Below are 12,541 nucleotides of genomic sequence, written 5' to 3' on the forward strand. Positions count from 1 at the left end.
GCGGGCCCGCCGTTCGCCTCGCTTCCCTTACTTGACGCAATCGACCACCTGATCGACGTCCGTGCCGAGGGCCACGCGTGAAATCGCCAGCCTGGTGCCCTTGCCGGCGCCCCACGCAAACGGCTGATCGATGTGATGCATGTCGGCGCCAGCGGCCCGGAAACACTTCAACGGCACGCCGACGCGCGTCCACTGGCCCGGCGGCAATGTCGCCAGTGTCTTGGCCAACGGCACGTGGCCTTCGCAATGCGCACCGCAGCCCATGCCGACCCATGCGTTTTGCGCCGGCATCGCATCGACACGCAGCGTCGTCACCAGCAGCACGTCGCCATTGGTTTCGCGATCGAGATCGAGCGGCGTGCGCGCGTGGATCGCCAGCTGGGCGTTGTCGCTGTTCCAGCTGAAGAGGCGCGCATCCTCCTGCGCCTTGTAATCGAGTGCGGCCATATGCAGCGCGCCGTCCGGCGTCGTTGCCGGCGACACATCGCCAGTCATCGATGCGCCTTGGCCGTCCACCAGGGTGAAGCGATAGCCGTGCACGGCCTTGCCGCGATCGAGATAATTGCCGATCGGAATCTGCTCGCCGCTGATGCCCGACACTTCGGAGAGCCTGGGCACCGCCGCGCGATCGGCATAGGTGAGCCCGTAACCCAACGCGAACTGCGGCTTGCCCTGCCCCACCATGGCCGTGCCCGGCCACGCATAGGCCAGCTTGCCGTGGAAGTCGTTGGCGATTCCGCCGTCGCGCTTGCGCAGCAGCACATCGGCGATGCCGCCGCCTTCGCTGCCCGGCAGCCACGCCGCGACAAAGGCGTCGGCCGCATTGATCTCGCGATTCACCCATAGCGGACGGCCAGTGAGGAATACCGCCACCACCGGGATGTGTTGCGCGCGCAGCTGGCGGATCAATTCAAGCTCGTGATCATCGCCGGGATGGAACATCAGGTTGGGGATGTCACCCTGGAATTCGGCATAAGGGTCCTCGCCGAACACCACCACAGCCACATCCGGCCTGGCTTTGAAATGGCCGTCCGTTTCGATTTCGACCGAGCCGCCCGCGGCCTTCACCTGCTCCGCGAAACCGGCGCCGATCGACTGCGCACCGGGGAAGTTTTCATTCTTCAGCCCCGTGCCCTGCCAGTTGAGCGTCCAGCCGCCGCTCTGGCGCGAAATGTTGTCCGCGCCATCACCAGCGATGAGGATGTGCTTGCGCGGATCGAGCGGCAGCACGCCGCCGTTGTTCTTCAGCAGCACCAGCGACTCGCGCACCGCGCGGCGCGCGATGGCGCGATGGGCGGGACTGCCCACGATTTCTGCGGCCTTCTGCGCGACCGGCTGCGTCGACGGCGCACCCGCATCGAACAGGCCGGCGCGGAACTTCACGCGCAGGATCCGCGCCACCGCATCGTCCAGTCGCGCCTGCGGGATCACGCCGGACTTCACCTCGGCCAGCGTGTGCTCGACCAGGCCGCGCCAGCTGTCGGGTGCCATCAGCATGTCCAGGCCGGCGTTGAACGAAGCCGGACAATCGTCGTTCGCGCAACCGGGCACCTGGCCGTGCGAATTCCAGTCGCCCACCACCAGGCCCTGGAAATCCATGCGCTGCTTGAGCACGTCGGTGATCAGCGCCTTGTTGCCGGACATCTTGCTGCCGTTCCAGCTGGAGAACGAAGCCATCACCGTCTGCACGCCGGCATCGATGGCGGGCGGATAGCCAGCAGCGTGGAGATCACGCAGCGTCGCCTCGCTGATTTGCGCGTCGCCCTGGTCCTTGCCGTTCCTGGTGCCGCCGTCGCCGACGAAATGCTTGGCCGAGGCAAGCACATGCGAGCCGTCGAGAAACTGCGGCGTGCCGACCTTGCCCTGCAGGCCTTCCACCATCGCCGTGGCGTACTGCGCGACCAGCTTGGGATCCTGCGAATAGCCTTCGTAGGCGCGGCCCCAGCGCACATCCTGCGGTACGGCAAGGGTCGGCGCGAAACTCCAGTTGATACCGGTGGCGCGCACTTCAGCCGCGGTGGCCTCGCCGATCTGACGGATCAGTTCCGGATCGTGCGCGTTGCCCAGCGCGGAGTTTTGCGGGAACAGCGTCGCGCCCACGACGTTGTTGTGGCCGTGCACGGCGTCGATGCCAAACAGCAGCGGGATCGGCGCATGCGCGCTGCCGCTGGGCTGCATCGACGCGCGATAGAACTCGTCCGACAAGGCCTGCCATTGCGCGACCGTGGCGGTGAGCTGCGCGTTGGGCTTGGAATTGCCGCCGGCGAGGATCGCGCCAAGGTGGTACTTGCGCACATCGTCCGGCGTCACGCTGAGGATGTCGGCCTGGACCAGCTGGCCGACTTTTTCCTCCACCGTCATCTTCGCCAGCAGGGCGGCAACGCGCTGTTCGAGCGCCGCATCCTTGGGCAAGGGCCAGCTGGCACGCGGCCAGCTGTCGGGGTGCACGGTGGACGCGTCGTCGGCGGATGCGACACCCATGGCGCAGGCCAGGGCCACGGCAAGAACGGTCGGAACACAAGGCAAACGACGAACGGAAGCCCGCACGGCTCTCTCCAGCAGACAGGGGGGATGGCTCCCCCTCGGAGCCAGTCGGTCCGGAGACTGACAGAAATGACAGCGCTGTCAATTTGCGATGCAGCAAGCTGGGGCGAGGGCCGCGAGGATGCCTCATGGCTGCCTTTTCTCTTTTAAAGCAGGGTGTTATGGGAAGATGGGGCGCTTGCCGCGCAAAAGGACCCGTTGAGGGAGGCCCGTCGCGCACAGGGTGCGCTCCCACAAGTGTGCCGGCCTGTTCCTCTGTGGGAGCGCACCCTGTGCGCGACTCAGGCCGCCTCGGACCAAGGCCGGAGCGGCGGTAAGCGAGTCCGAAGTCCTTAAGGCGCCTTCGACGTGGATTCGCGCAGCTGGAGCGCATACGGCACCTGCACCAGCAGCCCATCCCCCCGACCACGCAGCACTTCCATCAACTGCAGCGCGGCCAGCTTGCCCATGTCGCGGCTGGGCTGGCGCACGGTGGTCAGCGGCGGCCACAACTGGGTGGCCAGCGGCGTGTCGTCGAAGCCGCAGACGGAGAGATCGCGCGGCACTTTCAGTCCACGCTCGTTGGCCGCCCACATCACGCCGGCGGCCATATCGTCGTTCGCGGCAAAAATCGCCGTGGGCTGCTCGGGCAACGCAAACAACTCGCGCGCAGCCAGCACGCCCGAGCCGAATGAAAACTCGCCCTGCACCACGTATTGCGGATCGAACGGCAAGCCCGCGGTGGCGAGCGCTTCCTTGTAGCCGGCCATGCGCCAGCGGCTGGCGCCGTGATTGGCGATGCCCACGATGTGCGCAATGCGCCGGTGACCCAGTTCCACCAGGTGCATCACCAGGGCTTTGGCCGCCTGCTGCTCGTCCATGCACACGCCGATGGACGCTTCGCGATGCACCGGCGAGATGCTCGAATGCGGCACGCCGTGCTCCTTCAGGCGCTGCAGCAGCGGTGCGTAGTCGGTGAGCGGCGGCGTCATGATCACGCCTTCGATGTGGTGATCGAACACCAGCGCATCGACGCGGCGGATGAAATCCTGCCCGCGCATGCGCAGGGGGCAGGCCATCATGCTGTAGCGGTGGGCATCGCAGGCGTCGAGCACGCCGTCCTGCACCTCGGCCAGATAGGTCGAGGCCGGGTTGTCGTTGTTGTCATAAAGCATCGCCACCAGGAACGAGCGGCTGCCGGCCAGGCCACGTGCCGCCGGGCTGGGTCGGTAGTTCATGGACTCCATCGCCGCCAGCACCTTCTGGCGGGTGGATTCCTTCACCGAAGATTCTTCGTTGAGAACGCGGGAAACCGTTTTTGGCGAGACACCTGTGGCGCGTGCTACATCTTCGAGGCGGACCCGCATGACTTCTCCCAACGGCGAACTGCTGCTGCCCGACCAATATGCCCCCTGCGCCCGGCGGTTTACAAGAACTGGCGTGCCACGCGGGCGCTGTCACCTGCGTTTCACAACACGCCTCGATGCAGCGCGCCCACCCACAGAAGGATTGAGGCCAGGCCGGCCACAGGCGCATAGTGGGCAGCGGGTGGCCAGGGGACCGCCCGAGTAACCAAGCGCAACACAACAGCCGATGGCGGCATCGCGATGCATCGCCCCTGCGCGAGCCGTGCCCACGTTAGTTTCCGCGACACCACCACGGAGCGCCTTGATGAATACACCACTGGGTTGGCTTACCGCTTTCCACACGCTGATCAGTCTCGTCGCAACCATCGTCGGCCTCTGGGCCATTCGCGACCTGATGGTCGGCCGCTATCGCTCAGGCGCCATCACGAGCTTCCTCTGGACGGCAGTCATTACCAGCGTCACCGGGTTCTTCTTTCCCTTTCATGGCGTCACGCCGGCCATCGTGGTGGGGGTGATTGCCCTGATCGTGCTGGCCTGGACGGTCATGGCGCGACGCTCGATTGGCCGCTCCGGCTTCTGGACGGCGCAATTTCCCATCGGCATCGTGATCAGCGAGTACTTCCTGATGTTTGTACTGGTCGCGCAGATTTTCGCGAAGTGGCCAGTGTTGAACGCGCTGGCGCCGGACCTAAAGCAGAAGCTGTTTGGCGCCACCGAACTGGTGGTGTTGATTGTCTTCATCGTGGTCGCCGTGCGCGCCACCAGATCCTTCAGGGTGCGCGCGGTGGCCTGAGGCCGCTCCATCCTGCAGGGTCTGCCACGTCGCCCGCTGGCACAGGGGCGACACATCCCCGGAGTACGTCATGGGCGAGTACCACACTCTTTCGACGGCCGACGGCAGCTTTCGGCTCTACATCGACTATCCCGATCAGACACCCGCACCAGCGGTGGTGGTGCTGCAGGAAATCTTCGGCATCAACAACGACCTGCGCCAGTCCTGCCGCGAACTGGCGGAACAGGGTTTCATCGCCATCTGCCCGGACCTGTTCTGGCGCCAGGAGCCGGGGCTCGACTTGAACGAATGGTCCGAACAGGACTGGAAAAAAGGCTTCGCGCTGTATGAAGCGTATGACTTCGACGCCGGTGAGCGCGATGTCGAGGCGGTGGTCGCCGCCGCACGCAAGCTGGAGGGCGCCAACGGCAAAGTCGGCGTGATGGGCTACTGCCTCGGTGGCCTGATGACTTACCTCACCGCCGCGCGATCAAGCATCGACGCGGGCGTGGAGTACTACGGCGGCGGCACTGAGAAATACCTGGCCGAGGCGCCGGCGATCAAGGCACCGCTGATGATGCACCTGGGCGAGGAAGACGAATTCATATCCAAGGACGCGCAGGCCAAGATCAAGGCGGCGTTTTCGAACAAGAGCAACGTGACGATCTACAGCTATCCCGGTTGCAGCCACGCGTTTGCGCGGCATACCGGAACGCACTACGACGCTGACGCCGCCAGGCTGGCGAACGGACGCACCTACGAATTCTTCCACCAGCATCTCGCCTGAAGCCAGGCGCGCGAAGGAGCGCTCAAAGCTCCTTCGCCGCGTCCGCGAGCACGTGTTCCAACGCCTGCGCGGCCTGCGAGATCGATGACTGCCGGTCGATCACGTATTCGAGCACGCCAAGCGATGGAAGATCCTCGGCCAGCGGCACGATGCCCTCGGGCATGGCATAGCCGGTGAATGCCGACACGCCCAGGCCGGCCATCACCGCGGCCTGGATCACCATGATGCTGCTGCTCACCACGGCGATGCGGTACGAACGATCTGCCGACTTCAAGGCCTCGAACATGCGCGTCCGCGAAATGCTGGGTTCGGGATGGACGGCCAAAGGCAAGACGGCCTCATCGCCACGCACCGGCGATGACGCACCGGTGCACCAGTGCAAGGGCTCGCTCTTCACCACGTAACCACGCTGGCTGCCGCTGAGGCGCTTGGCAAACACCAGGTCGTGCTTGTTCTCGTCGAGCTCGCGGAACAGATCGCCGCTAAGGCCCGTGCGTATCACCAGTTCCACTTCCGGATTGCGCCTCACGAAGCTGCCCAGCGCGCCGGTCAGCCGCGACGATGCGAAGTCTTCCGGAAGACCCAGGCGCACCGTGCCGTTCAACGGCGGGCCGCACACCGTGGTCATCGCCTCGTCCATCAGATCGAGAATCCGCACGGCGTAGCGATGCAGCGACTCGCCGTGGCGCGACACCCGCACATTGCGCGTATCGCGTTCGAACAAGGGTACGCCGACCAGGTCCTCCAGGCGCCGAATATGTTGGCTGACCGTGGATTGTGACAGGCACAGCTGCTCGGACGCCGCGGTGAAGCTGGCGGTCTGCGCTACGACGACAAAGCTGCGAAGGAGTTCGGTGGGTAACGGTCTCATCGCAAAAACCTCTCAATCGTCGCTGGATTCTTCATAAATCAACGCCTTCGCCTGGGCTAGGCTGTGTCCATCCGGGAAACATGCCGCTCGCACCCGGCCATGACCGCAACGTTTTCGATGGCATACCGACGCCATCACCCCACTTCCCTGTCGAGAGGTTATCCCCGTGAACAAGCGCTTCTTCCACCCCAACATCCTGGCCGCAGCCTTGCTGTTTGGCACCCTTGCCGCCGGCCCCGCACTGGCCGCCGAACCCGTGCACAACATCGTCCTCGTGCATGGCGCATGGGTCAACGGCAGTGGCTGGAAACCCGTCTATGACATCCTCGTGAAAGATGGCTACCACGTCTCCGTCGCCGAACATCCGCTCACATCATTCAACGACGATGTGACAGCCGTGAAACGCATCGTGGACATGCAGGATGGCCCCACCATTCTCGTGGGTCACAGTTATGGCGGCGCGCTGGTCACCGACGTGGGCAACGACGCGAACGTGGTTGGCCTGGTCTATATCGCCGCCCATGCGCTCGACCAGGGCGAAACCGAAGTAGCCAATGGCAAGAAGTTCCCCAGCGCTACCAGTCAAACGACCGACATCAAGAAGACCGCCGACGGCTTCCTCTATCTCGACCCGGCCCATTACCCCGCCGACTTCGCTGCCGATCTGCCGCTGCAGCAGGCGCAGTTCGAAGCGAACTCGCAGGAACTGACCGCGGCTTCCGTGTTTGCAGCGCCTGCTGGCCATCCTGCATGGAAGGACAAGCCCAGCTGGTACGCCGTGGCCACAGCCGATCGCATCATCAATCCGGACCTGGAGCGCATGTACGCCAAGCGCGCCGGCAGCCATACCATCGAAGTGCAAGGCGCCAGCCACTCGGTCTACGAGTCGCACCCGAAGGAAGTGGCGGCGTTGATCGAGGATGCGGCCAAGCACGCCGGTACCTGATTCGATCTATGCAGAGTGACCGAGGCGTCGTGCAGACCATGCACGACGCCTCGGTCGTTTTCGTGCTCAGCGGTCGCGGGTCACTTCCGCCGGCGCCGCATCACCCACCTTCTGCGCCAGCGGCAGCGCATCGCTCACCAGGTGCATGAGGAAGCGGCCGGGCTGCTCCTGCATCATCATGTGCGCCGAGTCGGCAAAGATCACCAGGTGCTTGGACGGCGCCTTGAGATCGCCAAACCATTTTTCGGCGGTTTCGTGCGGCGTGGTGTAGTCGTGCGCGCCCGCATACACGATCACCGGCAATTTGAAGTCCGTGACCTGATCGAAGTTCACGTCCAGCAGCGGATCGAGCAGGTGGTTGAGCGAGAACAGGCTGCCCTTGTCGATCGCATCGAGGTCTTGGCGGTTGTAATCGGGTGAGAGCTCTTCCGCGTCCACGTCGAACTGGAAATCCTTGCGGCCCCAGGCCAGGCCGCCGTAGTACATCTCCCATTTGCCGCGCACACCGATGCGGTCGATGGTGAGCTTGGTATCGCCCGGATACGGTCCGATCGATGCCAGTTCCGCGATGGCCTTGGTGTTGTTCTCGGCCTTGGCCCGGCCCAGCGCGTAGTTGTAGCCAATCGCTTCATTGCGACGGCCGTTCACCACCTGTCCCACCGAGATATACGCGTAGAACCAATCCGGATGCAGCTGCGCGAGATGCACGCCGAGCACGGTGCCCCAGGAGTGGCCGAGCAGGAAGATCTTCTTCTTGTTGTAGTGCTCGCGCAGGTATTGGGCCACCTGCGCGGCGTCGTCGGTCATGCCGTCCACCGTCATGCCCGGTGCCATCGCCGCTTCGGTGTTCGCGCGATACGTCTTGCCGGAGCCGCGTTGATCCCATTGCACGACGGTGAAGTAATCCTCCCACGGCGTCTGGAAGGTGTAGCCCTCGGGCATCGCCGGCGAGGCCGGGCCACCGTGCAGGAACAACAGGATGGGGTTGCGGCGATCCTTGCCGCGCACCGAGATCCACTGGTCGATGCCGTTGATGTGCAGCTTGATCTTTTCGTCGATGCCTTGCGGCGTCAAGATCATGCGATTGCTGTCGAGGATGCGGCGCACTTCGTCGCGCGAAATCATCGATGGGTCCGCCTTGGTCGCGGATGCCGCCGGCTTGGCCGGTGCATCGTCGGCGCGGACGCGATCGACGGGCGCGCCGATCGCGAGCAACAACGTGGCGAACAGGGATGCACGCAAGATATTCAAGTCAGCTCTCCTGGCTGGTGTGATTGGCTTTCCGCCGGGCCCCTCGCCCGAACGGGTACGGTCTGACTGCCTGGGGCATGCCGTCATGGGGACATCAGCAAACGGCGTGCCAAACCACGAAGCATCACAGATCAGTGACTTGCGCACGCTACGCGCGCCCGCGGCCGCGTCCGCGGACAAACACGCGGACGTCCGGCCGTGTCCGCCCCATCCCGGCACGTGGCAGTACCGCCTTACCTCCTCTTCACTCGCGAGACATCCGCCTTGAAGCACACTTGCCGACCTCTGTCGCAGGATCAGCCGCGTGCCAGCCGTTCAAGTTCAACGCCATGCCGGCGCTCGATGCCGCCGTTCGCTCTATTTGGCCAGCACGCTGCTGACGAGCCTCTTCGCGGTGCAGGCGCATGGTGAATCTCCGTCGCGCAATGGATCGCAGAGTTCGGCCAGCGAACAGCTTGCCGTGCAGGTCAACGACGATCGCATGACCATCTCGGTGGCGAAGGTGCCACAGGTCTATCTGTATGGACCCATCGATGCCGGCGCCGCGCAGCGCGTGCAGGCCATGATCCAGTCGCGCAGGATCCCGCCCAACAGCGACATCTATCTCAACTCACCCGGCGGCGACGTGGCTGCGGGCATGGCGCTGGGTCGTCTGTTTCGCGCCGGCAACATGACCACCCACCTGGGTTCGCCGCGCAAGACCGCGCGCCAGCCCATCGTGCCGAAATCCTCGCAATGCGTGAACGCCTGTGTCTATGCCTATGCGGGCGGACTCTTTCGCTGGGCGCCGACGGGCAGCGATCGCTTTGGCGCGCAGCCGCTGCCAGGCACGGTTACGCCCGGTAGCGATGCTGCGGCGTACCTGAAGGACATGGGCGTGAATCCGCAGGTGTTCGGCACCTCGCCCGGCGGCGAAGTGACGTGGCTCAATGCCGATCAAATGCTGGCCAACGGTCTATCCAACAATGGGCGCTTGTTGCCCACGGCGGTCAACAGCCCGGTCAGCAGTGTCGCCTCGATCTCGCTCACGCAGGTGACGCGTGAAGGCGAGCATCGCATCACTCTGCAGTGCCGCCCCGATGGCCTCACCATCACCGCGTATTACGCCATCGGCGCCGACCGCGCCCGGCAGATGGTCGCGCGCGCCAGCCGTTCGTACTTCGAGATCAACGATCAGCCCATCAACAGCAGCGACCGCGTCAGCGCATCGGCCGTCGAGCAATCGGTGGTGGTCAGCCAGCCCTTGGCGCTCGCGCAACTCAACCAGTTGCTGTCCGCGCATCTGATGGCCGCATGGCTGGCCGATCGTGGCGGCGCGGTGCGCTACGGTTTCTGGATGGCGCTCGATCCGGTGCGCAACGATCTGCGTACCTACGGCAACAATTGCGAGTATCTGGCCAAACAGGCAGGCGCGAAGAAAAGCTGAGCGCTCGCATCGGCGGACGTCCGCACCGCGTCCGCGGACAGTGCTCCCGCATCGATCCATTCGTGGCGATGGCCGTGCCAGGCGATGTGCGAGCCGCATGAACCGTGGCACGCTTGTTGCCACACCACCTGCAGCGGGACGATGTCCTGCCCTGATCCCGACACGGAACGAAGAGGTGAGTCATGTGGAAAACGATGGCAACGCTGTCGCTCGCGCTGGCCTGCGCGCTGCCGGCGCTCGCAGCGGAACCGCAGCGTACGGTGAGCGGCAGCACCGTCACCTCGACGCACGATCCGAAGATACGCGTCGATCTGCCAGCCACCGCGACCTACGTGGGTTCGGATCGCTGGATGCTGCTGGGCTTCGACGATTGCGAGATGCACGTCTTCGTGGACGCCGGACCCGACAAGCGCATCCAGCGCCTGTACTGGGTGCAATTTGAGGCTTACATACCCGAACGCCCTGAACTGCACCACGACTACTCCGGCTCGCGCCATATCACCATCAACGGCCTGGACTTCTATCTCGACACTTGGGTGCAAAGCGCCGAACAGCCGGCCGAGAAGGACTCCGATGGCGACCATCAGCGTCGCCTGCTCGCCGCCAAGGGCTATCAGCGGCCAGCCAATGCCATGTATGTGCGCCTCGTGCATCTTCCCGATGACCAGAAGCGCAAGGAGCTGATGGTGATCTATGGCGAGGATCTCGCCCCTACCGGTTTCACCGCAGCGCAACTGGGTGAGCACGGTACGGCGCACGATCGTTGGCCGGCGATCGAAAAGGCCTTGATCGCTCGCGCGCAACAACGCGTGTCGTTCAGCCCGTAAACGAAAACACCCCGGCGCGCCGGGGTGTTTTCATCGCGGGTATGGCGATAGCTCAGGGCGACTTGTCGCTGCCCGGATGCGACACAAAGCGCGGCGGCGTGGCCTCGTTGGCGAACTGCCAGGTGCTCAGGTAAGCCAGTTTGAGGATCTTGGCCATCTTCGGATAGTCGATCTTCTCGGCCGTATCGCTGGGGTGGTGATAGTCCGGATGGAAGCCGGTGAACCACCAGAACGCGGGCACATTGTGCAGCACGAAGGGGAACTGGTCGGAGCGGAAGAACACGTTCAAGGCGTATTCGTGATCGAAGCGATCGTCCAGCACCAGGCCCACGTCCCCATTGGCCTTGGCCACCGTACGCTGGTAGTCCGGGCTGTACGCGGCACCGATCAGGTTGAGGCGATTGCTGGTATCGGCGGGAATCTCGATCAGGCCGTCGGTCTGCGGGCTGGGCTTCTCGTCGCGGCCGATCATGTCGAAGTTGATCATCGCGCGCGTGGTGTCGAGAGGACGCAGCGGGTGCGCGGCGAGATAGTACGCGCCGAGCAGGCCACGTTCTTCAGCGGCAAACACCGCGAACAGGATCGAACGCCTGGGCTTGGTCGGGTTGGCGGCGAAGGCACGGGCGAGCGTCACCACACCGACTGTCCCCGACGCGTTGTCGTCGGCGCCGTGCCAGATCTTGTCGCCGGCCTGGCCGTCGTGATCGTGGTGGGCGCTGATGATGATGGTCTCGGGCGCCAGCTTCGGATCGCTGCCTTCGATCAATCCCACCGCATTCCAGGTAGTCGCTTCACGGCGCGAGCTGTTCTTCAGGTGCAGGCTGATGGTGGTATCGGGCAGGGCTTGCGAGCGCGGCTTGAGGTCGCCATCAATGCCGGACTGCAGTGCCTTGGCTGTGTTGCCACTGGTGCTCAGCAGCGCGTCCTCGACCTCGGCGGAGATCACCATGCTAGGGATATGGACCGGGCTGTCCGCCAGCGCCTGGGCGGGAATCGGGTTCGCCGCGTGCTCAGCCTGGTGGCCGATGCGCTTGCGCACCTCCAGCTGCGAGGGATGGTTATGCGAGGGCTCCGGCGCCAGCAGCACCGCCACCGCGCCGTGCTCCTGCGCATTCAACACCTTCACGTAGCCGGTCGCGTAGCGCGTATTGCCGGTGCCATTGAAGATCGACTTCGGATCGGTCTCCTGCGGCTCGTGATCGAACACCACGACGACCTTGCCCTTCACGTCGAGGCCGGCGTAGTCGTCATAACCCAGCTCCGGCGCGGTGATGCCGTAGCCGGCAAACACCACGGGCGCGGAGACGTCCTGATCGGTGGGAAAGGCGCCGGAGACTTCCGGATCCTTCCATTCGGTCTCCTTGCCGGCACGCTTGAGCGTCAGGCGCGTGGCCTTGCCATCAGGGCGATACTCGATCAACGGCACGGCCTGCAGAAAACTCGGCTGGCCTTGCGCATCGGTCGCCGCAGGCTTCAAGCCGGCCTTGGCAAATTCCGAGGCGATCCACTGCACCGACGCATCGTCACCCGGCTGCAGCGAGAGACGCCCTTGCAGGGCATCCGACGCCAGGAAGCTGATATCCGCACGCAAGTCGCCCGGGCGGATCTGTGCAAGGCCAGGCTGCTCCGGTGCGGGAACCGCGGCCAGCGCGGTGGTGGTCAGACTCGCGGCTAGCGCGAAAGCGAGAAACGTGCGGGACATGGACGCTCCAGTGGCGCGGACGGCATCGTCCGGGGGGTGTGGACTGGGAGGGTGCCACGCCCGCCGGGA

Annotated in this window: 10 protein-coding genes; 5 read left to right on the forward strand and 5 right to left on the reverse strand. The window is 64.6% G+C overall.

Features of this window, described 5'->3' with window-relative positions; all coding sequences use genetic code 11:
• Positions 1–27: 27 nt before the first annotated feature.
• Together AC1DMG_RS01595 and AC1DMG_RS01600 are read right to left on the reverse strand one after the other, a co-directional pair.
• Complete coding sequence (locus AC1DMG_RS01595; protein WP_441602836.1) at positions 28–2,481, reverse strand: glycoside hydrolase family 3 protein; 2,454 nt, start codon at positions 2,479–2,481, stop codon at positions 28–30.
• Between the two features lie 395 nt (positions 2,482–2,876).
• A complete protein-coding gene (locus AC1DMG_RS01600) occupies positions 2,877–3,890 on the reverse strand; it encodes a LacI family DNA-binding transcriptional regulator (RefSeq protein ID WP_441602835.1) in 1,014 nt (337 codons plus the stop codon).
• Between the two features lie 304 nt (positions 3,891–4,194).
• On the opposite strand from AC1DMG_RS01600, the gene AC1DMG_RS01605 reads away from it, so the two are divergent.
• On the forward strand, positions 4,195–4,683 hold the full coding sequence (locus AC1DMG_RS01605) for a hypothetical protein (RefSeq protein WP_477180128.1): 489 nt from the start codon (positions 4,195–4,197) through the stop codon (positions 4,681–4,683).
• A gap of 70 nt (positions 4,684–4,753) precedes the next feature.
• Entirely contained in the window at positions 4,754–5,449 is a 696-nt protein-coding gene (locus tag AC1DMG_RS01610; RefSeq protein ID WP_441602833.1) for a dienelactone hydrolase family protein, read from the forward strand.
• A 22-nt stretch (positions 5,450–5,471) separates the two neighbouring features.
• On the opposite strand, the gene AC1DMG_RS01615 is transcribed toward AC1DMG_RS01610, so the two are convergent.
• Positions 5,472–6,320 (reverse strand): LysR family transcriptional regulator, encoded by an 849-nt coding sequence (locus AC1DMG_RS01615; protein WP_441602832.1) that lies wholly within the window; start codon positions 6,318–6,320, stop codon positions 5,472–5,474.
• Between the two features lie 166 nt (positions 6,321–6,486).
• Here AC1DMG_RS01615 and AC1DMG_RS01620 point away from each other — a divergent pair, with 166 nt between their 5' ends.
• Positions 6,487–7,266: an alpha/beta hydrolase gene (locus tag AC1DMG_RS01620; RefSeq protein WP_441602831.1), complete on the forward strand. Its 780-nt coding sequence runs from the start codon at positions 6,487–6,489 to the stop codon at positions 7,264–7,266.
• 66 nt (positions 7,267–7,332) lie between these two features.
• Here the strand turns inward: AC1DMG_RS01620 and AC1DMG_RS01625 are convergent, their stop codons facing one another.
• Positions 7,333–8,517: an alpha/beta fold hydrolase gene (locus tag AC1DMG_RS01625; RefSeq protein ID WP_441602830.1), complete on the reverse strand. Its 1,185-nt coding sequence runs from the start codon at positions 8,515–8,517 to the stop codon at positions 7,333–7,335.
• Between the two features lie 304 nt (positions 8,518–8,821).
• Here AC1DMG_RS01625 and AC1DMG_RS01630 point away from each other — a divergent pair, with 304 nt between their 5' ends.
• Both AC1DMG_RS01630 and AC1DMG_RS01635 read left to right on the forward strand, forming a co-directional pair.
• Positions 8,822–9,943 carry a hypothetical protein gene (locus AC1DMG_RS01630; protein WP_441611441.1) on the forward strand — a complete coding sequence of 374 codons (1,122 nt, stop codon included), beginning with the start codon at positions 8,822–8,824 and terminating at the stop codon, positions 9,941–9,943.
• Between the two features lie 182 nt (positions 9,944–10,125).
• Entirely contained in the window at positions 10,126–10,770 is a 645-nt protein-coding gene (locus AC1DMG_RS01635) for a hypothetical protein (protein WP_441602828.1), read from the forward strand.
• A 52-nt stretch (positions 10,771–10,822) separates the two neighbouring features.
• Here the strand turns inward: AC1DMG_RS01635 and AC1DMG_RS01640 are convergent, their stop codons facing one another.
• Entirely contained in the window at positions 10,823–12,472 is a 1,650-nt protein-coding gene (locus AC1DMG_RS01640) for a M20/M25/M40 family metallo-hydrolase (protein WP_441602827.1), read from the reverse strand.
• Positions 12,473–12,541: the final 69 nt, after the last annotated feature.

The sequence above is a fragment of the Dyella sp. 01N36 genome (assembly GCF_056399745.1).